Genomic DNA, 24,464 nt, shown 5'->3' on the forward strand with positions numbered 1-24,464 from the left:
TCTTACCTGTATATATTATACTTAAATTTTGAAATAGGTTAAGTATTCTGTTTCTGAGCTTTAAAGGCAGGGAACAATGTCTTCTGCACAGAGTGTTAGGCGCCTGCATACACTAGATTGTCATAAAGGCTACTTAAAACGAGAGGTGAAACGAACGTGCTACCTTATCCAGGTCCTCCTTTACCCTATCCGGGGCCAGCACCCTTTTCAGGACCTCCTGGGCCTCAAGGATGGGCCGGTCCAGGCCCGGGTTATCCAGACCCGGGCTATCCAGACCCGGGCTATCCAGGTCCAGCTCCAGGTGCCGGAGGTTACTACACTCCATACAATAATCCCCTGAAGTTATCGACCTTGACAGCCGTCGAGTGGTTTGTTAAACGGGGATTGACTGAAGCGCCGAAAACCTCCTATGAACATGCTTTGCGGGAGGCTGTTGCCATGGCTTATCTGTACGGAAAAGGCTACCCTCAGCAAGCCGCTTACCAAATGGTAGAATCATGGGAATTGGATGAAAAGTTTTATCCAGGCGAGAGACATGAAAATTATTGAAATGCTAGAGGATACAGTAATGTATTCTCTTTTTTTTGCGAAAATGATAAAAAGACAAGGAAGAACTCCCTGCCTTTTTAGCTATCAATCATTGCAGAAACGATGTTGCCTTATAATTTACGCCAATTCCATTTCCTCCAGCTTTGCCTGAGTCTACCACTTTAAGATAATAATCCCCTGATCCAGCGAGATTGATCACTTTTTGATAGCCTACTCCCTTTTCTGTTATCCAAGGTGTCTGGCCTACTTTTTCATCCGGGAAAAATAAATGCTTTTGCCAAAGCTCAAGTTTCAGCTTTCCGCTTCCTGTCGTCTTCTTTATCGAAATGGTCGCATAGGTGTCGTCAAACGAAACAGCAGACGAGGACTTATCTCCTCCATTTGACCTTACTTGGACTGAGCTGGCTGCATAAACAGTGCCTGTTACCAATAAAAGGAATGCTGTTAAAAGGATAGTTTTTGCCTTCAAAACGAAATCACCTCGCGCGTATGTTATTTCAACATAATAACATACGCGCGAGGCTAACTTAACTGATATTCATAAAACAGTAGGTTTATCCTATTTACTGCTTTTTTTCATTGAAATAATGGACCCCATAGGCTGAACCTTCTGAAACCATTTTTGAATCTTCATAATCGCTCGGATCAGGATGGCCGCCTTTTTCCACAGGGAGAACCTTCGTTCTATCTGAATAGTCAGGCTTAATTTTCCTCTTAATGTTTTTCAATGCAAGTTTTGTTCGAATTCTGTTAGGCTTTGATGATAACCATACGGCTGCAGCCGAAGTACCTATACCCACTAATATCCATGGTTTCATACTCATTGTTTGTTTCATATTCGAACCCTCCTTAGTGGTTTATACCCTGTTTGAAGAAGTGATAACCTGTAAAAACATTTCATTTTATTTACAAAAAAATAATTCGTTAGCCATGTGTATGAACCGATGGAAATATCGGCATATTAACCATAATTAGGATATTAAGGAGGCAGAATTCGTGAAGACCATATTTTTCAACATGCTTCTTTTCCTCATTTTACTGATTACCGCCGGAACGCCGACACTTGCCAACCCGCTCAGCCAAGAAAATAATGAAAATAAAAGCGGTTCATCCATCTATGTGCTGTCACAGCGAAAAATGGATGTAACAGGTGACCGGCGCCCTGACGTAGTAACGTTAATGGGCCAAAAGGAAAAACAGGAGAATATTTACTCTGAAAATCTATTTTTGATTCTTCAAGACTCAGCAACCCATCGGTTCACAACCTTAAATTTAAATGATGGGGGATATCATCCTCACATTCAGTTCTTTGATTTCAATGGTGACCATATTCCTGAGACATACATTTCGGCTGAAACAGGCGGGCGCGGAGGAACTTCTGTCTTTCATCTAGTATCTGCAAAAAATAACCATGTGTTCGAAATTCCGGTTCCTTCTTCTTTAGGAATCAGCGGAAGATTTACAGATGGCTACAACGCTACGATTTTAGTTAAAAACACTGGAAAAATCACTTCTATTAATTTAAAAGAACGAAAACAAAAATATGATACTTCTGAGGTCTATAAAAATGGTACCCTTGTAAAACCGATCAAGGTATCCGCTAATAAATTCAGCATGCTCACACCTGTAGACATAAATGGTGATGGCATATTCGAATTGCGGGGTGTTCAGAGGATATCCGGGATCGCCAACGCAGACTCAGTTGCCTTCGCAGACTCTGTCTGGAAATTTCAGTACACACGCTGGGAGCTTGTGAGCAGCAGCGTACATAAAGCAAACTGAACTTAACAAAAGCCAGCGGCGAAAGGTATTCTTAAATACCTTTCGCCGCTGGCTTTCCGTTTTCGTGCCGCTTGTTTTGTTGCTGCTGCTTAAAATCACCTGAGAAGCTGATCTGCAGCGTCCGAGTCCATAATATTACCGTATATTAAGTTGGCAAATTAAAAAAGAGCGGCTCTCATTACGCTCAAGGAGCCGCCGCTTCATTAGTTTTTATCCTGGTTTTGGTGTTCTTGCTTCAAGTTTTTTATGTACTCAGTTTTCTTCTTTTCATTGTGTTTCCGCTTATTTTTGGCGAATTCATTAATGGTTTCCCGTTTTCTTATCCATTGTTCATCTTCTCCTTTTGAGCCAATTCTTCTATCATGGGGATTAAGTCATATCACCTGGACAATCATAATGCTGATTGTCGGTGCCGCTTTCGCCTTTTATTTTAAGCGCGAAACAGAGACATTTTTTTTCCTCGAATTCGTCTGGGCGTTTATCGGAATTGCTGTCAAACAGACAGATTTACAAGACATTAAACTAGCCGCACTATTAGTGGCTGGCGTTCTTGCGCTTCATGTCATCTACCGTCTATTTCCAAGAAACAAGCATTTCAAACACCGCCTTCAATAAACAGATAAAAAAATAGGTTGGTCTGCATAAGCAGCCAGCCGTTTTTTTTTGAATTTCTATTGGGAATCTCCGTAAGAAAATGGCTGATTTTTATAAAAAATCCTGTATACTTCATATAGGCATAATGAGAATACAGGAGGCCTCTATGGATAAACAAAAGTGCCCTTTTCCGGTATTTATTCCGTTAATCGTCGGTATTGTCGCAGTTTCTTTTTCTTCTATTTTTGTTAAGCTTTCTGATGCTCCCGTTTCCGTTCAAGGGATGTATAGGCTGCTTTTTACTGTTCTGTTCATGCTTCCTTTTGCAGGTAAGCAGTTCAAGCATTCGAAACAAGTTACTCCCCGTCAGTGGCTGCTACTTTTTTTGTCGGGAATGTTTCTTGCTCTTCATTTTTTGCTCTGGATGGGTTCCCTGAAGCTGACGACTGTCGCAAGCTCTACGATCATACTCGCTTTGCAGCCTGTCTTTGTTCTGATTGGGGCCTTCTTTCTATTTAAAGAAAGAACAACCGCCGCTTCGCTTGCTGGGATGGGGGTCGCCATCTGCGGCGCTGTGCTGATTGGCTGGGGTGACGTTGGCATATCGCCCGAAAATTTGCTTGGAGACGTACTTTCCCTTCTTGGGACGCTTGCAGTAGCGGTTCATATGCTGATCGGACAGCATCTTTTACGGCGTATTCCTTCTTATTTTTATAGTCTTTCTGTTTTTGTATCCGCTATTGCTGTTTTTGCTCTTTATAATTTGGGGGCTGGCATCGCTATGGCCGGTTATTCCAAACATGATTGGACCGTTTTCTTTTTACTTGCCATTGTTCCCACCGTCTTCGGCCATGTCCTCTTTAACTGGCTGATGAAATACGTAAGTGCAACAACCATCTCTGTCAATATCCTTGGTGAGCCTGTTGGCGCGAGCATACTGGCCTATTTCATGCTGAATGAGCATATATCTGCATTCCAGGCAGCTGGAGGTTTTCTTGTCTGCACAGGGCTGTATCTATTTTTGAGAACAAACAGGCCCTCACATCCTGTAAATGATCCTGCTGTTTCTCATGGTGTATAGATGCAGAAGTTGATAAAAACCGTTAAAAGAGGTACGTTTATAGAGTTAATGCAGGTTATCGTTTCAAAATAAAAATACATAGATATATGATTTGATCAGGAGGGGACTCAAGATTGGAAAATAAAAAAGCGTTGCCAATCTTATTCTTAGTCATGTTTTTAGTGATGGTTGGATTCGGAATCATTATTCCTGTCCTTCCTTTTTTTGCGGAAAAGGTCGGAGCAAATCCGGCACAGCTCGGTTTGCTGATGGCTGTTTATTCATTGATGCAGCTTCTTTTCGCCCCTATCTGGGGAAGAGTTTCTGACAGGATCGGCCGGAAACCGGTCATGCTGATCGGAATCGCCGGACTTTCTATTTCCTTCTTTTTGATGGCTGTCTCCAGCCAGCTCTGGATGCTTTTTGCGGCACGGATTATCGGCGGCCTGCTTTCATCCGCCAACATGCCAACAACGATGGCTTATGTAGCCGATATTACGACCCCGGAAAACCGGGGTAAAGGTATGGGTATCATCGGTGCAGCTGTCGGTCTTGGATTTATTTTCGGCCCGGCTATCGGCGGTGTTTTTTCCAAGACGAGCTTGAACACACCGTTTTATCTTGCTGGAATTTCATCAATTATCACGTTTTTTCTCGTTCTTTTCGTATTGAAGGAATCACTGCCTAAAGAGCTGCAGACGAATGGACCGTCTGAACCTGGATCGAGATGGAAATCTTTTACAGGAGCCGTATCCATTCTGTTCGTGCTTCAGCTGTTCATTTCCCTTTCGTTATCAGGACTTGAAGCGACTTTCGCTTATTTTGCTGCAAAAAAAGCTGGACTTGATACCAATCACCTTGGCTACATATTTATGATCATGGGGTTTGCAGGTGCTCTTGTTCAAGGAGGACTTGTCGGCAGACTGACCAAAAAATTCGGCGAAGGAAAAGTCATCCAGGCCGGCATTGTTATTTCTGCTGTCGGGTTTGGTTTGATCCTTCTAGTTCATAACTTTACGACGGCGGCCATCTATCTTTCTATTTTCGGGATTGGCAATGGTGTAATCCGCCCTAGTGTCTCTGCACTTTTAACAAAAACCTCAACATCAGGGCATGGCAGTGTAACCGGACTGCTCTCTTCCTTTGATTCTCTTGGACGGATCATCGGGCCTCCGCTTGGCGGCTGGCTGTTTTCTGTTGCAGCGGGACTTCCGTATATCTCAGGAATCATATTGTCCGTCATCGCCCTCGTCCTTTATCAGTTTTATAGTGTGCGGGCAAATGCCTCAATATCCGCGGCATAAGAAGCATAAAAGAATAGAAAAAGCGACAAGGAGAATTAAATTCTCCCTGTCGCTTTTTTTTTTGATTTTTTGCGGTGCCATTTTGGCGTGCCAGGCACCGCAATTACACAAGTGTCAAAAGGCGGTGCCTGGCACCGTACATGTAATGGTAAGCGTTTTATTTTCCTTTCTGAATAAAACCTACTACACTGAAGCTATATACTTTCGTTTATATAATAGGAGGGTCACAATGTCTGTTTATGAGTATCGAGCAAAGACGATCACGGGGGAAGAAAAATCTCTCAGGGACTACGAGGGCAAGGTGTTAATCATTGCCAACACAGCGAGTAAATGCGGTTTCACTCCTCAATATAAGGAACTTCAGGCACTTTACGACCAGTACAAGGAACAAGGTCTTGAGATCCTTGGTTTCCCTTGTAACCAGTTTGCAGGCCAGGAACCTGGGAGTGAAGAAGAAATTCAGGAGTTTTGCGAATTGAATTATGGAGTGAAATTCCCCATGTTCGCAAAGGTTGATGTAAAAGGAGACAACATTCATCCTCTCTTTGCTTTCCTGACAAAAGAAGCGCCCGGCATTTTAGGCTCAAAGGTGGTCAAATGGAATTTCACAAAGTTTCTTGTTGATCGAAATGGAAACGTTGTATCCCGCCATTCTCCTCAGACATCACCCAAAGATATGAAAAAAGAAATTGAATCGCAGCTTGCACAGCAATAAAAAGATTTTCCATAAAACGCACGCCCTGGAATACGGTCCAGAGCGTCGTTTTTTCTTTGCTCCAGGATTTAGGCTTGCCATCAAGGCATTCGTCCAGACCGAGTGGCTGATCCTTCATATACTGTATCGAGGATGTTGGAATAGTATTTTGAAGGAGGAATTTAATATGTATGCAAACGCACCGATTAATGTACCGATGAATGCTCCGCTAAACGTTCCTGTTGCAGCTTCTTACGGGTACGGTTATGGCGGCGGATGTCACGGATATGGCGGTTACGGTTACGGCGGCGGCTACGGCGGCGGCTACGGCGGCGGAAGAGGATTTGCGATTATTATCGTATTGTTTATCCTCTTGATCATCATCGGCTGTTCGTGCGGGATTGGCCATCTCGGTGGATGTGAATCCAGCAGCAGCTGCTAATTTTACTGCAGAACAAAAAGATCCAGGCGGAGGCGCCTGGATCTTTTTGTTTGGTTTTGGTTTTGGTGCCTGGCACCGTAATTACACACTTGTGTAATTGTGGTGCCTGGCACCAACCATTTTAGCAGCTTCTATTCTTCGTCTCTGTTGATCACCATTCCATCAACATGACGTTTGCTCAAGAGCCGGTCTTTTTTTCGGTTTTCCTTGGTTTCAAAAACAATATCCATATCATATCCCTCAGGATACAGCTCGGTTCTTGAAATATGGAGGGTGAGGCGAAGCTTATGGATCTTCACCTTTTCTCCTTGGACAATCACTTCGTATTCTCCTCTTTTATCTTCTTCCGAACAGATGATGCCCGCCGTTTTTAAACTGGATACATACACCCGATCCCCCACTTCGAACGTCCGGGCTTCCGGTTTTTCTTCCGTTTTCTTTTCTGCTTCTCGTATCTTGCGGTTTCTCCCTTCTTCTGCTTCTCTTCTTTTCCTTATCATTTGCGTTTGTGCTTCTACATGCAGTAAATCGAACATAGTGCTCTCTTTCTTTTCTGAAACCTCTTTGCTCGTTATTTGTTTTGCCCTTGTGATCAGCTTTTGTTCGAGACCCAGCTTCCACGCGATGGAAAAGGCCTGGCTTTCACCAGCTTCCCCAATCTTCAGCTCATAAAGCGGCTTTAGAGATTCGAGGTTAAAAGCCATCGATGCGTTCTCAAATCCTGGAGTAAGATAAGCAAAATCTTTAATCTCACTGTAATGGGTCGTGGCTAGAATGGAAGCGCCTCTCTCAAACAAGTCTTCAAGAATGGCTACAGCCAGCCCCATTCCCTCAGCAGGATCGGTTCCTGCACCAAGTTCATCGAGGATGACAAGCGTATCAGGACCGGCCTTCTGAAGGATGGAGATAATGTTCGTCATATGCGCCGAAAATGTGCTCAGCGACTGTTCAATGTTCTGATGGTCACCGATATCTGTCAGCACCTCTGAATAGATTCCAAACTCGCTCCCCTTTCCTGCAGGAATATGAAGCCCCGACTGAACCATCAGCGTCAGCAGTCCTGCCGTTTTTATGGCTACCGTCTTTCCGCCGGTATTCGGACCCGTAATAACGAGTGCTCCATAGTTTTCACCGAGTCGGAAGTTCAAAGGAACAGCATGGCTTCCGAGCAGCGGATGCCTTCCTTCATGGATAATGGTCCGTTTTTCACGATTAAGTGAAACCTCTCTGCCATCAAGAGCGATGCTGTATTTGGCTTTGGCAAAAATAAAATCATAATGAAGCATCCCTTCAATATTAACTGAGATCTCATGTTTGCAGCCTGCAACCAGACCTGTTAATCTGCCCAGCACCCTTGCTGTTTCGATGTCTTCCTCTGCCTGCAGAAGCTGAAGCTCATCCTGCAGCTTGCGGACATCTTTCGGTTCAATAAAAACGGTGGATCCGCTGGAAGAGGAATCAATGATCTGCCCATCCATGCTCCGTTTAAATTTACTTTTTACAGGAATGGCATACCTTCCGTCTCTCACCGAAATCATTGGTTCCTGAAGCATATCCCGATAGGCCGGTGACTTTAGCATATGATCCAGCTTTGCTTTGATTTTTTCCTCACAGGCAAGCATCCTCTTTCTTACTTTTTCAAGCGGCTTGCTGGCTCCGTCATCCACTCTTCCGTTACGGATACAGCGCTGAATTTCAGATTTGAGGTCTTTCAGTTCAAACAGGGAGTAAGCATAAGCAGACACAGTTGGTGCAAGAAATTCTTTGTCCTTCATATACCGCTGCAAACGCTCTACGTTTTCTGCAAGCCCGCAAATAAGCTGCAGCTGTTCAGGGCTTAAGAGAAGGCCTTTATCTGGAATCGTCATCACATGGTCGATCCCGTTCAAGTTCGCAATAGGAACGCTTGAAGACTTTCTAAGAATTGCTGCCGCTTCCGTCGTCTCTCTTAGCCAATTCTTAATGATTGTGATCTGTCCAGAGGGCATTAGCTCTAAAATTTTTCTTTTTGTACTCTCGTTTAATCCATACGCAGATAATGTTTCTGTAATTTTATTAAATTCGAGCATGTTAATTGTATGGGTGTTCAAAGGTAGTTGCCTCCTCATATTTTTTCGAATAACTAATCTATAAAACAGTTCCCCCTTTCCCGGGAACAGGGCCAGATCATGCAATAAAAAAAGGCAGAAATGGACCGCCGCCATTTCTGCCTGTTATCAATTTTCGTGTGGAAGGATACGCCTCTCCATACAGCTGTCCCCTGACTTATGGAAGCTGTAAAAAGCATAAAAAAATACGCCCAAAGAGCGCGGCATCGTTCGTTGCACAAAATACGTACACGAAAATGATAATGTTGTATGCTGACCGCTGTTCTTAACTATTGGTGGCCGCAAAAAGACATCTAGAATACAACCGCTTCAAGCACGGCCTTTTTGCTCCAACTATCCAATTCGCTTAGTTAAGAACGTGAACACTCATCCACACAACTCCCTTCCTTTTGTTACTTCCATCATATGTAAAACCCTTTCCTTTGTCAACATGATGGGTAAAAAAATCCGCAGAGAGCCGACTCTCCACGGATATTCCTGTCTTCTATTCTGCCACCGGCACCTTTTCTTTCTCTGCCCCCTTGCCGCTTTTTGACAGACGGACCGGATAGATGCTGTTCACTGGAATAAACTCATCCTCCTGTTCTAGAGGGAGCGGTCCTTCATAAAGCAGGGCAGCAAGGGAAGTATGCTGAAAACGAAGAGAAGTCCGGTCTAAAATGATTCCATGCCTTTCAATTGCTGAAACCCTTTCCTTTGTAAAATCAATTTTTTCACCGACGAGAAGGTAGGTATTCACCTCTTGTTCTTGTTTCTTAGGGCAGAGTTCTGATACAGCCGGTTTGTTTCTATATACTTCCCTAGTTTCATAGATCGATAATAAGTCTTCCACAATGGCACTTGCTGTTGCTTCTGCACCAGCTCCCGGCCCTTGCAAGGTCAAACAGCCGAGAAGGTCTGTCTGAATACGGACGGCATTGTCCACGCCTTCCACACCATACAGCGGATGATCGCTATCCACAAATACAGGCTGTACCTGGAGATCAAGTCTATCGTTTAAAAGAACGAGATGCTTCAGCCGAAGCCCCAGCTGCTCAGCCAGTTGAATCTCCTCAAGAAGCACATTTCCAATCCCCTCCACCTGCACTTCTTCCCAGGATGGCTGCACGCCATAAATCCATTTGCTCAGCACCATCGCTTTGTAAAATGCGTCCAAGCCTTCGATGTCATTTGTCGGATCCGGCTCTGCATATCCTTTTTTCTGTGCCAGTTCCAGCGCTTCTTCAAACGAGGAACCTGTCGTTCTCATGTACGAAAGAATGAAGTTGGACGTTCCATTTAAAATGGCTTCTACATGCTGAATCCGATTGATTCTTAAAAGCTCCCTCAATGTTCTCAAAATCGGTATTCCTCCGCCTACGCTCGCTTCATAGACAAAACGGACACCCTTTGCGGCAGCACGCTCTGTTAATTCTTCTCCATGCCGGGCAATCAAATCTTTATTCGCAGAAATCACATGGCATCCCGCTTCAAGTGATTGTATGATGTAAGACCGTGCAGGCTCGATTCCGCCAATCGCCTCAATGACCACATCAGGCACTTCTTCCCCGATCGCCTTCTCGAATTCGGACGTCAACGGTACCCCCTTTACGAAAGGCCTTGCTTTGGAAGAATCCTTAATCAAAATACTGGACAGCTTCAGACGATGACCCAGCAATTCTTCTAAAGCACCTTTTCTATCCATGATGGATGTATATACGCCGGATCCTACAGTCCCCAGCCCCAGCAGTGCTATTTTTAATTCTTTCAACATAATCACTCCTTCTGCAAAAGTAAATTTTTTATTAGTGGATGAATGGTATCTGTATGATGGCAAAAGAAAAAACCTCTTTCTAAAGAAGAGGTCTGCAGTCCGGCCTCCTCTTATCATCCAGGGTTCTTTCCTGCAGGTAGTAGCACCTTTTCAAGTAGAATACTTGAAGGTTGCCGGGCTTCATCGGGCCTTTCCCTCCGCCGCTCTGGATAAGAGTATTATCATGAGATTGAAACATGTTATGTAGCACTTTATTTTTTTAGTACAAAAAACCCCCTTATCACGAAGATAAGAGAGCTGTATGGTTCCGATCCGTCTCTTATCTCCCAAAGTTTTACCTTTGAAGGATTTAGCACCTTTTCAAGTAGAATACTTGAAGGTTGCCGGGCTTCATTGGGCCTTTCCCTCCGCCGCTCTTGATAAGCTTCATTAAATTAGTCTTACTCTATCACGGCAGACAGGAGAGCGTCAACCATTATTCAGATATTTCTGGAATCATTGCAGATTATTTTTGGTATGATAGAAACACATAAATAAAAGGGGTGGAAGGTTTGGGCAAGAAAATCGTATTCACAGGGGGAGGTTCCACCGGGCACGTTTCTGTTAACCTGGCTCTGATTCCTTTGTTCTTAAAAGAAGGCTGGGAAGTCAGCTATATCGGTTCAAAAGGAGGAATTGAACGGCAACTGACAGAAACCATCGAAGGCGTCCGCTATTACAGCATCTCTACTGGTAAACTAAGGCGCTATTTTGACTGGAACAATTTTAAAGATCCGTTCCGTGTCATGCAAGGAGCATTTGAAGCATTTCGGCTCATCAAGACCATAAAACCAGACGTGGTCTTTTCAAAGGGTGGTTTCGTATCCGTTCCCGTAATCCTCGGCAGCCGGATGAACAAGGTGCCAATTGTGACCCATGAATCCGATCTTAGTCCAGGGCTTGCAAACCGTCTTTCACTCCCCTTCGCTAACAAAGTGTGTACAACGTTCCCCGAAACCACTGATCATCTTCCAAGGGAAAAAACGGTATACGCGGGTGCTGTTATCCGTAAGGAGCTGCATGAAGGGATCGCAGTCAAGGGGAGAGCTTTCTGTGGTTTGACTCCTGGTAAACCGATCATCTTGATCATGGGAGGAAGTCTCGGATCAAAAAAAATAAATGAGGCCGTAAGATTAAGCCTTGACGCTCTGCTTCCCCGCTTTCAAATCATTCATCTTTGCGGAAAAGGCCAGAAGGATTCTTCCATTCTGAAAAAAGGCTACATCCAGTTCGAATATGTATCGGATGAGCTCGCAGATATCCTTGCAGCAACGGATTTTGTCATTTCAAGAGCAGGCTCTAATTCTATCTTTGAGTTTTTGTCACTGAGAAAGCCAATGCTTCTCATTCCACTCTCAAAAGAAGCAAGCCGCGGAGATCAAATTGAAAATGCCCGATCATTTGAAAAACAAGGCTATTGCGAAGTTCTGTTTGAAGAAGACCTGACTGCTGAATCCCTTATGCAAGGCATTGAGCAGCTTTATTCGAATCAGGAAGCCTATATCAGCAGAATGGAAGAAAGCCAGCTTAGTAATGCGTTAGACCATCTGTTTTCCATCATTAAAGAAGAAGCAAAAGGATGACTTTCCCCATTCCTCCTCTGAGATGGGGGAAAGCTAGGAGAGGAAAAAGCAATAGATAAGCTTGGCCCAAATAATGCGGTGCAAGCTTTTTATTGTGCGTCGGGACAGAAAGCTGAAATGAATGTGTCAAATCGCTGAAATAAGGATTTATGTTCAAATTCGGCTTAATTATTTTCAACAAATCCTAAATATGTTCAAAAATCATAGTTCGCCCGATTATTTCTTATGGTTATATTTTCCCAGCGCAGATCTGTCTCAGACCTTCCAATGCGTGCTGTTTATCCATGCCCTGGGCAGATATGCAGCATAGCCCCGCAATACCGCGAAGCTTGCTCATACTAAGCATGCTTTTAGCGTTCATCTGGCAGTTATCAAGTTCAAAATAGATCTGGCACTCTTCATATTCGTTCGCCTTAAGAACGAGCTTGTTAATTGTCGCAGAATTCATTTTTTCCTGCAAAAAGCAATATGTCTTCATTACCTTCCACTCCTATTCTTTTTCCCTGCCATTTTAATGCACTATCATTAAGCACATGTTAAGCTGGTTTAGCTTTTATGCACACCAATGAGGATATGCGTGCACACTCGCCTTTATGTGAGTAAGAATGAATTTAGGAAAAAGGACTTGATTAGCGGTTTAAAGAGATTTTTCAAGAATATGAAGAAACTTTCCCTCGCTTTCCTTTACTTCTATTTCTGCAAAACCCATTCTGAACCAAAAAGAAAGCGCAGGGATATTCCCGCTAAGTACACCGAGACGCAAGTATTGTTTGTTATTTTTCTTTATCTCTTCTTCGCATGCTAGATAGATTTCCTTTGCGATCCCCTGTCTGTGGAAAGTGCTGTGTACCATTAAAAATCCAAGCCACGGTTTATGGTCCTTCGGATTGTTCAGAATGTACTCAACGATCGCAGCGTTGTTGCCATCCGCTTTAATCAAATAGCGTTGTCTCGGGGATCCTTCCAATCCCTTTAACTCTTCCGTCACCTCTTCAAATGTCACTTCGCCACGACCGTAAAACAGCTTATTGTAAAACGGATTGGTGTTCATGATCTCCAGTTCGTCCATAGTTTTGTCAGGACCGCTCTTCTCCCATGTCAGCACAACGTCTTCCCCCTTTTATCTGAATCCATCATAACCTGTATACTATCGTTCTTTCTAGATAAGAAAAAGCGCACCCCTTGATTAGAGTACGCCCTCCTTGCTATTTATTCTCTTTGATATTTTTTGCTTCAGCTATGTCTCCCTGATTGGCAATCGGATCAGCAAACGTTCCTTTTGGAATATCAGCTTTTCCTTTTCGCTGTTCAGCGTTTTGCTTGCGGATTTTTTCACTGTTAGCCATAACGGCACCTCCTCTTTGGTTATTACCGTAACCATTTTCGAGGAGTCTATTCTTCTATTGCTCAAAATTAATATAAGCGTTCCGTGGATCTTCCTTCTTTTTAATCATATCGGTTTCATAGAGCCAATCCGAAACCTTTTTCCATGAACGCTTGTCCTGATAGCCAAAAGGCTTCTTTCCGCTGTCCATTAAAGGCAGCAGGATCTGCAGGCTTTTCTTTTCTACGTTTTGATCCAGCGGGAATTCTTTGTTTTCATGCTTAAATAAGACATTCAGTGCCTGGTCCGGATAATCGTGTACATCCTTTTGGCCTTTTTCCAGCGCATTCCAAAACTTCTGGTAAAGCTTTCGGTTCTTTTTCAGTCCATCTTCACTGGAAACAAGAACGAGCTCATAATAATCAGGAACACCGTACTTTACAGGATCAATGGACCGTACAGGATGGCCCTCTTTATTCAAGAGAATCTGTTCATGGTTAATATACCCTCCAGATATTCCATCGACTTTGTGAGCCGCCATCGCGGGGATGATATCCCAGCCGACATCTGTCATCTTCACTTTTTCAGGATTGCCTCCATCATGTTTCACCATTGTTTTGACCATCGCTTCATTGATGGGAATAGAAGGATAGCCTACATTCTTCCCTTCCAGATCTTTGGGTGAACGAATCGAACTGTTTTTAGGAACCATCAAATGGTTTAATGGATGCCTGACCAGCGCTCCCAAGGAAACAACAGGAATATCTTCTGACCTGGAAAGAACGACCTGAGGCTGGTACGTTAATGCAAGATTGGTCCTGCCGGCAGCCACCAGTTTTAACGGATCGTTCGTTTCTGCTGGCATCTTCACATCAACCTGGATGCCTTCTTTCTTAAAATATCCTTTTTTGATGGCGTCATAAATGCCGGCATGTACTGCATTCGGATACCAATCGAGCATGATGCTGACTTTTTTAAGATCCCCTTTTCCTCCTTGATTGGCTGTGTCCCCTGAGGAACAAGCACTTAAAAGGAGAAGCAGGCTCCCAAAGAAGAGCCAGCTACTTCGTTTTATCCATTTGTTCATGTTGTACATCCTCTCTGTTAGCTTTCCATTTAAACATTTGTTTTTCTGCGAGTGCAGCTGCTCCGAACAAACACATCCCGAGCAATGACAATAGAAAAATGGCAGAAAATACTCCTTCTGCATTTAGGCTTCCCGACATTCTTCTGGAATAATAGCCAAGCCCCTCGCTGGCACCAAGCCATTCGCCGATCGTCGCTCCTACTACTGAAAATACAGCGGCGAGTTTTATCCCTGAAAAGAAAGCCGGAAGCGCCATTGGCAGCTGCACCTTTTTGAAGACCTGCCATCTCCGTGCTCCCATGGAACGCAGAAGATCCACATAATCTCGGTCATGATGGTTCAAACCATCATACGTGCTGACGACGATGGGAAAGAAGGCAATCAGTACGGTAACCGCCACTTTGCTCCAGATGCTGTAGCCGAACCAAAGGACAAAGATCGGAGACAGTGCAATGATCGGTATCGTCTGGGAAATCAAGACCGCAGGATAGACCATTTTCTGTACAGATTTGAAAAAAAACATGGCAACAGCAAGCGAAACACCTGCAATGGCTGCGATCAAAAAACCGAGGATGGCTTCCTTGAATGTCGCCCATGTATGTCCTAGAAGAACCTCTTTGTTTTCAAAGAGCGAAACGAGGATACCTGTAGGGGCCGGCAAAATAAACGAAGGCACCCTGTCTGTCCTCACAAGCCATTCCCATAGTACGAGCAAGACGGCGGCAGCAGCCAAAAATAAATAATAGTCTTTAAAAAATCGTTTCATGCTGTTCATTTGTAATTCTGCTCTCCAATTTATTGATTAATCCCACCATCTCATTCGTTAATACTCTATTTCTCGGCCTCGGAAGCCGAATCATCACCTCTTCTGTTTCGCCAGATGGATGCAGCAAGATGATTCGGTCACTTAAAAAAACCGCTTCATGAAGATCATGTGTAACCAAAAGAATGGTTTTGTTTAAATCCTTCCATAGGGAAGAAATCCATTCGTGCATTTCCTTTTTAGTCATCGCATCTAAAGCACCGAATGGTTCATCAAGAAGAAGTACTTCTTTTCCAGTCAGCAGGGTGCGGAGAAAGGCTATTCTTTGGCGCATCCCCCCTGAAAGTTCATGCGGATAAGCATTCCGGTAATTCCACAGTCCTACTTTTTTCAGCCATGAATCCCCCTCTTCTACTTTCTGTCCTTTCTGGTTCTGAATCTCAGGAGCAAGAAGAAGATTTTCCATGACCGTACGCCAAGGCAGAAGCAAATCCTTTTGAGGCATGTATCCCGCCGCTCCAGGATAGACTGGCTTCTCATGTACGATAATCTCTCCCTGATCAGGTTTCTCCAGTCCACAGGCAAGCTTGAGCAGGGTACTTTTTCCGGTTCCACTCTTGCCGATGATCGATACAAATTCTCCGGGCGCTGCTGCAAAATTGATGTTCTTGAGAAGCGGGAGGGCTTGTTTTTGCTCCGTAAAAGAATAAGATACATTCTTAAAGATTATTGACATAAAAACTCTCCTTCAAAAGGTGATTACACCGGCCATCCATGACCGTAATACACCATATCCCAAAACATGAATTCAAAGCGCGATGTGGTCAGGAAATGCTCCTCTAGCACCGCCAATTCCTGTTCTGTCATATCTTTCGCCAACTTGTTCAGTTCAACAATCAGCCACTGTGCAAGTGCACCGAACTCTTCTGATGCATACATCTCAATCCATCGGGTATACGGATGCTCTGCGAGGCTTCCCGCTTCCCTCTTTAATAGCGTTCCGATCTCGTGGTAGCTCCACATGCACGGCAGCAGGCATGTGATTAACTCAGCAAGTGTTCCCTGCTGGGAGGCGTTCATCATATAGCGAGTGTACGCAAGGTTAATTGGAGAAGCTTGCTCAGCCTCCAGTTCCTCGGGCTCGATGCCGATTTCATGGCAGTACTCACGGTGAAGATCCATTTCTGTATTCAATGTTTCATGAAGCAGGCTTGAAAACCAGCTCATCGTCTCTGTATCCTTGGATTTTATCGTCCCTAACGCAAAGAGCTTTGCATAATCCTTTAAAAACACATAATCCTGTTTCATGTAATAAGCAAAGCGCTCTTTAGGCAAGGAACCATCTTTAATACCCTGAACGAACGGATGAAGATGAGTATGCTTCCAGATTGGTTCCACGTTTCTGTGTAATCTATCTGTAAATCGTTCTTCCTTTAACTTTGTCATGGTTTATTGCTCCTTTCTGTATTGCACCACTTTGCAATAAATCCGGCGAGAACCTTTGAATGCTCCAGCAACTGTTTAAGCCTCACCTTTTCATTGACAGCATGGGCTTCGTTCAGCTCTCCCGGGCCATAAATGACAGCTGGGATTCCCGCCTGTCCAAGCCACCCCGCATCTGTAACGGTCGGCGACATCGAAACAGCAGCTTTCTGTTCTGAAACGGCATCATGCTGTTCTTTCAGTACTGCCAATGCTTCATGATTGTGATCAACATCAAGTGCATGAAAGATTTCCCCCTTCTCCTCAATCATGGATATTCCTCCCCACTTAAACAGAGGCAGGTTGTTTTTCAGCCATGGATCGGCCTTTGCTATAGCAATAATGTGCTCCTCAATTTCTTTTGCAACATCTTCATACGTCTCATTCGGGTAAAAATGAACAGTAACCCAAAGTTTGCATTCATCAGCGATAAATGCAGCATTCCTGCCTCCTTCAATGACAGAGGGATTGATGGTCGTGCTTCCGAACGGGAAGTTTGGATATGTTTTGGTTACTGCCCAATGCCGTTCAAGTTCCTGCAGCCCTTCTATAATCTTCATCATTTTTTCAATGGCGCTCGCTCCTATTATTCCGCCGCCTGCATGAATCATCCGCGAGCGAAGGCCATCATGAAAGGTCTCTTTACTTTTTATCGTGATCCAGCCGGTGATGACCCCGCCTTGTCCATGAATCTCAAGATTGGACGTATCAGCCACGAGCGCAAAGTCAGCTTTCATTCCCCGATCTATACAGGATTTGGTACCCGCTTCCCCGGCTTCTTCGCCGGTTACTGATTGAAAAAAGAGGTCCCCTTTCAGCTTGATCCCCAGCTCTTGAAGAAGCTGAAGAGCAAACAGAGAAGAGGCCATGCCTCCCTTCATGTCTGCTGTACCCCGTCCATAGAGCCATCCATCTTCCTCCGTCAGCACAAACGGCGGATACTTCCATTGCGTTTCATCCCCGACAGCTACGACATCAATGTGGCCGTTAAGAAGAAGGCTTTGATATTCCTCTGAGGCATCTCCTTGTTTTGATCCTGCGACAATCTTGTCGCCAGGAAACAGCTCCCACTCCTCCGTCTTAAATCCAAGGCCAGAGAGGATGGATTTCACGCAGCTTTGTGCCTCTTCAGTGTTTCTTGCAGGAGGACTGACCGTCTGAAAGGCAACGAGCTCTCTTAAAATCTCAATCAGCCTCTCCTGTCTCTCCTCCGCTAATCTATTAATCTTCTCTTGTAATCCGCTCATGGCATCCTCCTTTATCTTTTATCTGGTGCCATTTATCTGGTGCCAGGCACCAGTCTTTACATACTTGTGTAACGGCGGTGCCTGGCACCGTAGAAATCAACACAAAAAAGCCGCCTTCATGAGAGATGGCGGCTGAGGTTTTTGCTGAGGTCATCTATTCTGAATCAGCTTGTTGCTTCAGCACGCTTCCCTCCGCTGGTATAATCCAGATCAGGTTCCAAGGGTCTAGAACACAAAGGTTCAGTCTCAGCCGTACGGCCCCCCTAGCAGATTGCTATTTCATTATCCTATTAAACTGTAATAGAGATTTTTCGCTTCTGTTATATCTTTCGTGCCGTGAATCAGTACGCGTCCGTCCTTGAAAAAGACAAGCCGCTGTTCTTCTTGATTGCTGTATGAAAGCAGATAAGGGTTCTGTTCTACTTTCCCGCCAAGCCGCGACAGGGACAAAGAAAGCTCATCCAAATCCCTTTCTCCCTTTTCCGAAGGACGGATCTGGACGGTGTTCCTTCCGCAGAGCACAGCTGTCTTCGTCTGATTTTCAGGATTCAGATGCGGATACTGAGGATGTTCTCCACAGGAAGGACAGTCCGTTTTTTTTAGCTTTTGGACATCCATCGCCAAATAATGATTGTTCCATACATCAAAGGAAACCAGTTTGTAGCGGAGTGCAGCGGTGTTGCCCGTCAGCAGCTTCAGTGCTTCAGACGTCTGGTGAGCGACAACCATTTGGACAACAGGCGCAATGATTCCCGCCGTATCACACGTTGCTCCGCCCATCGGCACCTTCTCCAGGAGACAGCTTAGACAAGGCGTCTCCCCGGGTAAAATCACATAACTGAGTCCGTAGCTTCCAACGCATGCGCCGTAAATCCAAGGAATCTTCTTCTCCTGGGAGATGTCATTGATCAGCAATCGCGTATCAAAATTATCTGTCGCATCAATGATCAGATCGGCAAACTCCGTCAGTTCCCTCAGTTCTTCAGCTCCTGCATCCAAAACAAGGCCCTCTACGTGGATATCGGAATTAACCTGTTCCAGCCGTTCTCTTGCAGCAACCGCTTTAGGCATCCGGTACTTTGCATCTTCCTCGCTGAAAAGCTGCTGACGCTGGAGGTTGCTCCATTCTACATAGTCACGGTCAGCAATCGTGATCCTGCCCACACCCGCGCGGGCAAGAATTTCTGCATTGCCCGTTCCGAGCGCACCCGCACCGATAATCACAACATGTTTATCAGACAAGAGATCCTGTCCCTCTTCTCCTATAGGCTCGAATAACATCTGCCTGGAGTAGCGATCATTCATTAAATACTCATTCCCTCCAGCGGACTGCTTGCCGCTGCATACCTTTTCTTTGGAATTCTTCCCGCTTCATACCCGAGACGGCCGGCTTCAATGGCAAGCTTCATGGCCTCGGCCATTTTTACTGGATTATCGGCCCCTGATACCGCTGAATTCAGCAGTACTCCATCAGCCCCCAACTCCATGGCCGCCGCCGCATCAGCCGGTGATCCGATGCCCGCATCTACAATCACTGGTATATTGGCCTGCTCAATAATAAGGCTTATGTTTAACGGGTTGATGATCCCGAGGCCAGATCCAATGGGGGAAGCTCCGGGCATTATGGCATGCACGCCAAGTTCCTCTAATTTTTGTGCAAGAATGACATCATCTGAAGCATAGGGCAAGACCGTAAACCCCTCTTCCAACAGCATTTCTGAAGCCCGCAGCGTTTCCAGCGGATCAGGCAACAGAGTTTTAAAATCTCCTATCACTTCTACCTTTATCATATCACATAGCCCCGAAGCTTTTGCCAGCTTCGCGATTCTAACCGCCTCTTCTGCCGTTTTCGCACCCGCCGTGTTCGGCAGAAGCGTAAAGTTCTCTGCCTCCAGCTTTTCTAAAAAGTTTGGCTGGTCGGGATCAAAAATGTTCATCCTTCTTACGGCAAATGTAAGGATTTCCGTGCCCGACACCCTTACTGCCTCTTTTTGGACATCAAAATCAGGGAATTTACCTGTTCCTAAAAGCAATCTGGAGCGAAATTCATAGTTTCCAATCTTCAGCATAACCTCATCCTCCTCCTACAAAATGTACGATTTCTATTTTGTCACCATCTGCTAAACGCGTTTCTGCGTGCTGGCTTTTATCCAAAATTTCTTGATTCAATTCAACGATTGCCCCTTTGCCGGCAAGCTTTAACTCTCCCAAAAGTTCCTGGACTGTACGGGCTAAGGCTATATCTAAGGCTGTTCCGTTAACCATCAGTTTCATGAGACTCATCCTTTCATCTTTTTATAGGCAAACCGGTCTGGCGCAAACTCTTTTAATCTTTCTTCCTGCAGATCTCCGATCAGCAGCTCTGCCATCCATCGCCCTGTCAGCGGACTGAGCAGGATCCCATTGCGAAAATGGCCTGCCGCAATGTACAAGTCTTTATGGTAAGGATGTTTCCCCATGTACGGGAGGCCATCAGGAGTTTGCGGCCGAAACCCTGTCCATGCCTTCTCCCATTCGCCCTCTTCGATAGCAGGAAGGACTTCACTCGCTTTTGTCAGCAGTTCCAAAACTCCCTTTGCTCTGACCTTTCTGTCGTATGTACCTGCTTCCATGGTTGCTCCGATTACGAGCCTGCCTCCTTGCTTAGGGACGAGATAGCATTCATCTGAGATAACAGTTGATGTAATGACCGGTTCTAAAAAGGTTAAAGAAAGACACTCTCCCTTTACTGGAAAAAGAGGCATGTGCAATCCGGTCTGGGCCGCCAGTTTCCCTGTCCAGACGCCTGATGCGAGCACTGCCTTCTCTCCGAAAAACATACCCGCGCTCGTTTGGATTCCAATCCCTGACCGGCCCATTTCGAATCCGGCTGCTTCGGTATAATCTAAAAAATCAGCTCCAAGCATTGCTGCCGATTGGGCAAAGGCTTTCGTCAATTGAGATGGATTGACCTGGCCGTCTTTCGGCAAATACATTGCACCTTCCAATCCGCTGGACAGCTTCGGCTCCATTTTCAAAAGCTCCGATCCGCTGATCCACTCTGCCGGCTGGCCGTTATCGTTGTGAAAATCAATGAGTTGCTGCAATCGGAGGCTTTCCTTTTCATTTTTTGCCGCTTTAAACAGCCCTTTGTCTATAAACTCAATGTCAATCCCGCTGATTTCCTTCAGTTCCCTGTTTAACTCAGGAAAAAGACTCCTGCTCTCACGGGCCATCGTGTAGAGCGGCCCTGCCTCATTCAGTTCTGCCTGCGCTCCAAGCATTCCTGCAGCGGCCGATGAAGCTTCACTGCCTATTCGGTTCTTTTCAATCACAAGCACGGTATACTCTGTATGTTTGCGCAAATAGTAAGCAATGGCACAGCCGATTATCCCCCCGCCAGCAATTATCACATCATAGTGCCTGGGCATTATGACATCTCCTCCTTCTTAAGTGCTTCCGCATAGCCTTTCGCTTCTAAACCCGGATCTACCGCCGACCAGATCCCCGACATGACGGCGATTCCTTTTGCTCCCGCTTTTATGAGTTCACTAGTATTACTTGGTGTAACCCCTCCGATGGCGATAACTGGAACAGTGACCGCTTCAGCAACCTCCCGCAATTGATCCAGACCCCGCGGATCGCTCCCTTTTTTGCTTCCTGTTCTAAAAACGTGTCCGTAAAACAAATAATGAGCTCCTTTCTCTTCAGCATAGAGCGCTTCATCTATGGAATGAACGGATTGGCCGATTCTCAGCCTGCTAAAATAGCGGTGTACGATTTCCGGATCAAGACTGGAGCCTTTTAAGTGAACGCCTTCAGCTCCCGCAGCAACGGCTACATCCACACGGTCATTGATATAGATCTGCTCCCGGCCCAATCCAGCTCTCTTCAATCTCTCTGCCAGATTAAAAATCTCACTGGCACTTCTGTCTTTTTCCCTGATATGTATGCACGTCACATATGGAGCCAGGATGGATGCGGCCGAGATGATTTCGTCAGGCTGTTTCCTTCCATTTGTCATTACATGAAACTCGAATTTCCCCACCTTGCATCCTCCTTTTTCCCATACAAAAAAGCCACCCTTTTCGCAGAAAAGAGTGGCTGATTATCTGTTTTCTAATCAACAGCAGCTGTATGTGTCATACAGTGCGGATTCCACTTCCCTACGCTGGCATCATCCAGATCAGGTTCAAAGGGTTTAGAACAGGTTGTTCAGTCTCAGCCGGCAAAGGCTCCCCCAGTGTTGCTAGAGTTATTTAATTAACTTCATCTTACCATTCAGGTTAAAAATGTAAAGAGATTAAAATTTGATTTTCGATTCCAGGAAGGATCGAAGCTCTGATACCGGCATGCGGACCTGTTCCATTGTGTCGCGGTCACGTACCGTTACCTGCTGATCTTCTTTAGAATCAAAATCATACGTAATACAGAAAGGAGTTCCGATTTCATCCTGTCTGCGGTAACGTTTTCCGATGGAGCCTGTTTCATCATAATCGACCATGAAGTCGCTGGCAAGACCGGCAAATACTTCTCTTGCTTCTTCAGAAAGCTTTTTCGATAAAGGAAGCACTGCTGCTTTAAACGGCGCAAGAGCTGGATGCAAGTGAAGAACAGCCCTTGTATCTCCGCCTTCAAGCTCTTCCTCTTCAAACGCGTCGATCAAGAACGCAAGTGTTACACGGTCTGCGCCAAGTGAAGGCTCGATGCAATAAGGGATGTAACGGTCATTCGTTTCTTGATCGATATAGTTAAAGTCTTCACCAGAGTGCTCGCTGTGGCGCTTAAGGTCAAAATCAGTACGGGATGCGATGCCCCAAAGCTCTCCCCAGCCAAACGGGAACTGGTATTCAAAATCTGTCGTAGCGTTGCTGTAGTGGGAAAGCTCTTCGGATTCATGGTCACGCAGGCGAAGCTTATCCTGTTTCATGCCAAGATTCAATAAGAAATCGTGAGCATAATGCTTCCAGAAATCAAACCATTTCAGTTCTTCGCCAGGCTTGCAGAAGAACTCTAGCTCCATCTGTTCGAACTCACGGGTACGGAACGTGAAGTTACCAGGTGTGATCTCGTTACGGAAGCTTTTGCCGACCTGAGCGATCCCGAACGGCAATTTCTTTCTCATCGTACGCTGCACGTTTTTAAAGTTTACAAAGATCCCTTGTGCTGTTTCGGGACGAAGAAAGATTTCGTTCGTGCTGGATTCCGTTACACCCTGGAACGTTTTAAACATCAGGTTAAACTGGCGGATAGATGTAAAGTCGTGCGCATCACAATCCGGACATGCGATGTTATGCTCTTCAATCAACTTTTCCATTTCATCGAAAGAAAGCCCGTCAACAATCTTCTCGATTCCTTTTTCAGCAAGTGCATCTTCAATCAATTTATCGGCACGGTGTCTCGCTTTACATTGCTTACAGTCGATCATTGGATCATTGAAGTTTCCGATGTGTCCAGATGCTACCCATGTTTGCGGGTTCATGAGAATCGCTGAATCCAAACCAACATTGTATGGAGATTCCTGAACAAACTTTTTCCACCAAGCTTTTTTCACGTTGTTCTTCAGTTCAACGCCGAGCGGGCCATAATCCCACGTATTGGACAAGCCTCCGTAAATTTCTGAACCCGGAAAAATAAATCCACGCTGTTTTGCCATGTTGACGATCTGTTCCATTGTCACACTCATGACCATCTCTCCTTTTTTAGTAAATGCTAATTAAATCAACCAAAAAAGCCCTCATCCATAGACAAATATCCTTGTCCAGGGACGAGAGCTTATACTCACGCGGTTCCACCCTAATTGATGCTAAAAAAAGCATCCGCTTTGGTCAATTAATCGCTCGAGACTGCCGTTTCTCTGAACTTTTGTCCGGGCTTCCACCACCCCCGGATCGCTTTTCAAAAGCACCTCAGATACTATTCGTCTGTCATAGCTTTACATGTTTAGATTATGGGGAAAATAGTACAATTTTTCAGCGGCATTGTCAAGTTTTTTCAGCCAGTTGGCCCTTTCCCCTATTATAAGCCAGAAGTTTCCGGTTCATTCAAGAGGATTGAAGGGTGTTTACTGTGGGTGTTTTACATGCCGATGTTTCGGATTCACATGCCAATCTCACTCAATTACAGGCCAATTTCTCAGACAGCACTTCACGTTATCAGCAAAGAGTTTTTTATCTTTACTTATCAAAACCCGCCAAAGCCTCCATAGCCGCCTGGAAAGCCGCCGTATCCGCCCGGGAAACCGCCGTATCCGCCCGGAAAGCCCCCGTATCCGCCCGGGAAACCGCCATAGCCGCCAGGATATGGTGCAACCCCGCCGTACCCGTAACCGTAGCCGTAAGCGAACGGACGGGGAGCAAGGGCAAACCCTGCAATGGAACCGAGTCCAAGACCTACCAAGGCTGCACCAAGGACCGGAAAGAACCGCCCTGAACCATCGTCATGATAGGGAAGGAGATAGACATTTTCTGTATCAACGCTTTGGATGGAGCCTCTATAGACACTCCCGTCATGGGTGGTAATTTCAACGTCTTGCCCAATATGCTGACAGCAAAGACCGTAATATTGTTCCTTCAAAAGTAAACCTCCTCTTTACCCTGATTACACTACTTACCCTGCATCTTATGCAAATTGTGGAAAACGGGTGTGGACAGCAGTCTGCCCGTTTCAACTAT

General features: G+C 45.2%; 28 protein-coding genes, 4 riboswitches and 1 other annotated feature. Of the genes, 8 read left to right on the plus strand and 20 right to left on the minus strand.

The features are described 5' to 3' along the window. Nucleotides 1–156: 156 nt before the first annotated feature. Nucleotides 157–549 (plus strand): hypothetical protein, encoded by a 393-nt coding sequence (locus M1K46_RS14580; protein WP_256226537.1) that lies wholly within the window; start codon nt 157–159, stop codon nt 547–549. An 88-nt stretch (nt 550–637) separates the two neighbouring features. Here M1K46_RS14580 and M1K46_RS14585 read toward each other — a convergent pair whose 3' ends face one another. Both M1K46_RS14585 and M1K46_RS14590 read right to left on the minus strand, forming a co-directional pair. Continuing rightward, entirely contained in the window at nt 638–1,018 is a 381-nt protein-coding gene (locus tag M1K46_RS14585; RefSeq protein WP_053355401.1) for a hypothetical protein, read from the minus strand. A gap of 94 nt (nt 1,019–1,112) precedes the next feature. Further along, nucleotides 1,113–1,385, minus strand: coding sequence for a LapA family protein (locus M1K46_RS14590; RefSeq protein WP_053355402.1), 273 nt, complete (start codon nt 1,383–1,385; stop codon nt 1,113–1,115). 160 nt (nt 1,386–1,545) lie between these two features. Here M1K46_RS14590 and M1K46_RS14595 point away from each other — a divergent pair, with 160 nt between their 5' ends. The 6 genes from M1K46_RS14595 (at nt 1,546) to yjcZ (ending at nt 6,425) form a co-directional block, all read left to right on the plus strand. Further along, entirely contained in the window at nt 1,546–2,331 is a 786-nt protein-coding gene (locus M1K46_RS14595; protein WP_053355403.1) for a hypothetical protein, read from the plus strand. A gap of 396 nt (nt 2,332–2,727) precedes the next feature. Then, nucleotides 2,728–2,946 (plus strand): hypothetical protein, encoded by a 219-nt coding sequence (locus tag M1K46_RS14600; protein WP_256226539.1) that lies wholly within the window; start codon nt 2,728–2,730, stop codon nt 2,944–2,946. Nucleotides 2,947–3,091: 145 nt separating this feature from the next. Continuing rightward, entirely contained in the window at nt 3,092–4,006 is a 915-nt protein-coding gene (locus M1K46_RS14605; protein ID WP_053355405.1) for a DMT family transporter, read from the plus strand. Nucleotides 4,007–4,119: 113 nt separating this feature from the next. Further along, nucleotides 4,120–5,289: an MFS transporter gene (locus tag M1K46_RS14610; protein ID WP_256226541.1), complete on the plus strand. Its 1,170-nt coding sequence runs from the start codon at nt 4,120–4,122 to the stop codon at nt 5,287–5,289. Between the two features lie 229 nt (nt 5,290–5,518). Then, nucleotides 5,519–6,004 (plus strand): glutathione peroxidase, encoded by a 486-nt coding sequence (locus M1K46_RS14615; protein ID WP_053355406.1) that lies wholly within the window; start codon nt 5,519–5,521, stop codon nt 6,002–6,004. Between the two features lie 196 nt (nt 6,005–6,200). Continuing rightward, nucleotides 6,201–6,425 carry a sporulation protein YjcZ gene (gene yjcZ / locus M1K46_RS14620; protein ID WP_256226771.1) on the plus strand — a complete coding sequence of 75 codons (225 nt, stop codon included), beginning with the start codon at nt 6,201–6,203 and terminating at the stop codon, nt 6,423–6,425. Nucleotides 6,426–6,556: 131 nt separating this feature from the next. On the opposite strand, the gene M1K46_RS14625 is transcribed toward yjcZ, so the two are convergent. Both M1K46_RS14625 and M1K46_RS14630 read right to left on the minus strand, forming a co-directional pair. Continuing rightward, nucleotides 6,557–8,515: an endonuclease MutS2 gene (locus M1K46_RS14625; protein WP_256226542.1), complete on the minus strand. Its 1,959-nt coding sequence runs from the start codon at nt 8,513–8,515 to the stop codon at nt 6,557–6,559. Between the two features lie 502 nt (nt 8,516–9,017). Further along, nucleotides 9,018–10,283 carry a homoserine dehydrogenase gene (locus tag M1K46_RS14630; protein ID WP_256226544.1) on the minus strand — a complete coding sequence of 422 codons (1,266 nt, stop codon included), beginning with the start codon at nt 10,281–10,283 and terminating at the stop codon, nt 9,018–9,020. Between the two features lie 110 nt (nt 10,284–10,393). Next, a riboswitch (SAM riboswitch) is annotated at nt 10,394–10,502 on the minus strand. A gap of 100 nt (nt 10,503–10,602) precedes the next feature. Then, nucleotides 10,603–10,712, minus strand: a riboswitch (SAM riboswitch). Between the two features lie 125 nt (nt 10,713–10,837). On the opposite strand from M1K46_RS14630, the gene M1K46_RS14635 reads away from it, so the two are divergent. Next, complete coding sequence (locus M1K46_RS14635) at nt 10,838–11,908, plus strand: undecaprenyldiphospho-muramoylpentapeptide beta-N-acetylglucosaminyltransferase (protein ID WP_091010712.1); 1,071 nt, start codon at nt 10,838–10,840, stop codon at nt 11,906–11,908. Between the two features lie 229 nt (nt 11,909–12,137). Here the strand turns inward: M1K46_RS14635 and M1K46_RS14640 are convergent, their stop codons facing one another. From M1K46_RS14640 to M1K46_RS14715, 16 genes are all read right to left on the minus strand, one after another. Next, entirely contained in the window at nt 12,138–12,386 is a 249-nt protein-coding gene (locus tag M1K46_RS14640; RefSeq protein ID WP_053355410.1) for an HPr family phosphocarrier protein, read from the minus strand. Between the two features lie 159 nt (nt 12,387–12,545). Further along, nucleotides 12,546–13,013: a GNAT family N-acetyltransferase gene (locus M1K46_RS14645; protein ID WP_256226545.1), complete on the minus strand. Its 468-nt coding sequence runs from the start codon at nt 13,011–13,013 to the stop codon at nt 12,546–12,548. A 100-nt stretch (nt 13,014–13,113) separates the two neighbouring features. Beyond that, nucleotides 13,114–13,254 (minus strand): hypothetical protein, encoded by a 141-nt coding sequence (locus M1K46_RS14650; RefSeq protein WP_156316251.1) that lies wholly within the window; start codon nt 13,252–13,254, stop codon nt 13,114–13,116. Between the two features lie 54 nt (nt 13,255–13,308). Beyond that, entirely contained in the window at nt 13,309–14,319 is a 1,011-nt protein-coding gene (locus tag M1K46_RS14655) for an ABC transporter substrate-binding protein (protein ID WP_256226547.1), read from the minus strand. Then, nucleotides 14,294–15,094 carry an ABC transporter permease gene (locus M1K46_RS14660; RefSeq protein WP_256226548.1) on the minus strand — a complete coding sequence of 267 codons (801 nt, stop codon included), beginning with the start codon at nt 15,092–15,094 and terminating at the stop codon, nt 14,294–14,296. Before M1K46_RS14660 ends, M1K46_RS14655 begins: the two co-directional genes overlap by 26 nt. Next, complete coding sequence (locus tag M1K46_RS14665) at nt 15,069–15,818, minus strand: ABC transporter ATP-binding protein (protein ID WP_053355414.1); 750 nt, start codon at nt 15,816–15,818, stop codon at nt 15,069–15,071. The genes M1K46_RS14660 and M1K46_RS14665 overlap by 26 nt, the downstream gene beginning before the upstream one ends. 23 nt (nt 15,819–15,841) lie before the next feature. Then, nucleotides 15,842–16,528, minus strand: a complete 687-nt coding sequence (gene tenA, locus M1K46_RS14670) for a thiaminase II (protein WP_062236325.1) — start codon at nt 16,526–16,528, stop codon at nt 15,842–15,844. After that, the gene (locus M1K46_RS14675; RefSeq protein ID WP_256226549.1) at nt 16,525–17,811 is read right to left on the minus strand and encodes an acetylornithine deacetylase; all 1,287 of its coding nucleotides are present in this window, start codon (nt 17,809–17,811) and stop codon (nt 16,525–16,527) included. The genes tenA and M1K46_RS14675 overlap by 4 nt, the downstream gene beginning before the upstream one ends. Next, a complete protein-coding gene (locus M1K46_RS14680; protein ID WP_256226550.1) occupies nt 17,786–17,965 on the minus strand; it encodes a hypothetical protein in 180 nt (59 codons plus the stop codon). The genes M1K46_RS14675 and M1K46_RS14680 overlap by 26 nt, the downstream gene beginning before the upstream one ends. Nucleotides 17,966–17,981: 16 nt before the next feature. After that, a riboswitch (TPP riboswitch) is annotated at nt 17,982–18,086 on the minus strand. Between the two features lie 7 nt (nt 18,087–18,093). Next, nucleotides 18,094–19,116 carry a thiazole biosynthesis adenylyltransferase ThiF gene (locus M1K46_RS14685; protein ID WP_091010700.1) on the minus strand — a complete coding sequence of 341 codons (1,023 nt, stop codon included), beginning with the start codon at nt 19,114–19,116 and terminating at the stop codon, nt 18,094–18,096. Beyond that, nucleotides 19,116–19,880, minus strand: coding sequence for a thiazole synthase (locus tag M1K46_RS14690; protein ID WP_053355418.1), 765 nt, complete (start codon nt 19,878–19,880; stop codon nt 19,116–19,118). The genes M1K46_RS14685 and M1K46_RS14690 overlap by 1 nt, the downstream gene beginning before the upstream one ends. Nucleotides 19,881–19,884: 4 nt before the next feature. Beyond that, nucleotides 19,885–20,085, minus strand: a complete 201-nt coding sequence (thiS, locus tag M1K46_RS14695) for a sulfur carrier protein ThiS (RefSeq protein WP_091010698.1) — start codon at nt 20,083–20,085, stop codon at nt 19,885–19,887. Between the two features lie 5 nt (nt 20,086–20,090). Beyond that, a complete protein-coding gene (gene thiO, locus M1K46_RS14700; protein ID WP_256226551.1) occupies nt 20,091–21,221 on the minus strand; it encodes a glycine oxidase ThiO in 1,131 nt (376 codons plus the stop codon). Further along, the gene (locus tag M1K46_RS14705) at nt 21,221–21,838 is read right to left on the minus strand and encodes a thiamine phosphate synthase (RefSeq protein ID WP_256226552.1); all 618 of its coding nucleotides are present in this window, start codon (nt 21,836–21,838) and stop codon (nt 21,221–21,223) included. Before M1K46_RS14705 ends, thiO begins: the two co-directional genes overlap by 1 nt. 98 nt (nt 21,839–21,936) lie before the next feature. Continuing rightward, nucleotides 21,937–22,042, minus strand: a riboswitch (TPP riboswitch). Between the two features lie 51 nt (nt 22,043–22,093). Continuing rightward, on the minus strand, nt 22,094–23,476 hold the full coding sequence (locus M1K46_RS14710) for a glycine--tRNA ligase (protein WP_256226553.1): 1,383 nt from the start codon (nt 23,474–23,476) through the stop codon (nt 22,094–22,096). Nucleotides 23,477–23,550: 74 nt separating this feature from the next. After that, nucleotides 23,551–23,730, minus strand: a binding site (T-box leader). Nucleotides 23,731–23,973: 243 nt separating this feature from the next. Then, nucleotides 23,974–24,366 carry a hypothetical protein gene (locus M1K46_RS14715; RefSeq protein ID WP_256226554.1) on the minus strand — a complete coding sequence of 131 codons (393 nt, stop codon included), beginning with the start codon at nt 24,364–24,366 and terminating at the stop codon, nt 23,974–23,976. Nucleotides 24,367–24,464 lie beyond the last annotated feature (98 nt).

Origin of the sequence: Fictibacillus sp. WQ 8-8 (assembly GCF_024494405.1) — a bacterium.
GTDB classification, from domain to species: Bacteria; Bacillota; Bacilli; order Bacillales; family Fictibacillaceae; genus Fictibacillus_C; species Fictibacillus_C marinisediminis.

What these genes read in the sequence shown, in the direction of transcription:
- M1K46_RS14590 (WP_053355402.1), bottom strand. Translation starts at nt 1,385, where the DNA reads ATGAAACAAACAATGAGTATGAAACCATGGATATTAGTGGGTATAGGT.
- M1K46_RS14605 (WP_053355405.1), top strand. Translation starts at nt 3,092, where the DNA reads ATGGATAAACAAAAGTGCCCTTTTCCGGTATTTATTCCGTTAATCGTC.
- M1K46_RS14650 (WP_156316251.1), bottom strand. Translation starts at nt 13,254, where the DNA reads ATGGCTAACAGTGAAAAAATCCGCAAGCAAAACGCTGAACAGCGAAAA.
- M1K46_RS14600 (WP_256226539.1), top strand. Translation starts at nt 2,728, where the DNA reads ATGCTGATTGTCGGTGCCGCTTTCGCCTTTTATTTTAAGCGCGAAACA.
- M1K46_RS14685 (WP_091010700.1), bottom strand. Translation starts at nt 19,116, where the DNA reads ATGAATGATCGCTACTCCAGGCAGATGTTATTCGAGCCTATAGGAGAA.
- M1K46_RS14710 (WP_256226553.1), bottom strand. Translation starts at nt 23,476, where the DNA reads ATGAGTGTGACAATGGAACAGATCGTCAACATGGCAAAACAGCGTGGA.
- tenA (WP_062236325.1), bottom strand. Translation starts at nt 16,528, where the DNA reads ATGACAAAGTTAAAGGAAGAACGATTTACAGATAGATTACACAGAAAC.
- thiS (WP_091010698.1), bottom strand. Translation starts at nt 20,085, where the DNA reads ATGAAACTGATGGTTAACGGAACAGCCTTAGATATAGCCTTAGCCCGT.
- M1K46_RS14615 (WP_053355406.1), top strand. Translation starts at nt 5,519, where the DNA reads ATGTCTGTTTATGAGTATCGAGCAAAGACGATCACGGGGGAAGAAAAA.
- M1K46_RS14690 (WP_053355418.1), bottom strand. Translation starts at nt 19,880, where the DNA reads ATGCTGAAGATTGGAAACTATGAATTTCGCTCCAGATTGCTTTTAGGA.
- yjcZ (WP_256226771.1), top strand. Translation starts at nt 6,201, where the DNA reads ATGAATGCTCCGCTAAACGTTCCTGTTGCAGCTTCTTACGGGTACGGT.
- M1K46_RS14655 (WP_256226547.1), bottom strand. Translation starts at nt 14,319, where the DNA reads ATGAACAAATGGATAAAACGAAGTAGCTGGCTCTTCTTTGGGAGCCTG.
- thiO (WP_256226551.1), bottom strand. Translation starts at nt 21,221, where the DNA reads ATGCCCAGGCACTATGATGTGATAATTGCTGGCGGGGGGATAATCGGC.
- M1K46_RS14665 (WP_053355414.1), bottom strand. Translation starts at nt 15,818, where the DNA reads ATGTCAATAATCTTTAAGAATGTATCTTATTCTTTTACGGAGCAAAAA.
- M1K46_RS14680 (WP_256226550.1), bottom strand. Translation starts at nt 17,965, where the DNA reads ATGACCTCAGCAAAAACCTCAGCCGCCATCTCTCATGAAGGCGGCTTT.
- M1K46_RS14675 (WP_256226549.1), bottom strand. Translation starts at nt 17,811, where the DNA reads ATGAGCGGATTACAAGAGAAGATTAATAGATTAGCGGAGGAGAGACAG.
- M1K46_RS14640 (WP_053355410.1), bottom strand. Translation starts at nt 12,386, where the DNA reads ATGAAGACATATTGCTTTTTGCAGGAAAAAATGAATTCTGCGACAATT.
- M1K46_RS14660 (WP_256226548.1), bottom strand. Translation starts at nt 15,094, where the DNA reads ATGAACAGCATGAAACGATTTTTTAAAGACTATTATTTATTTTTGGCT.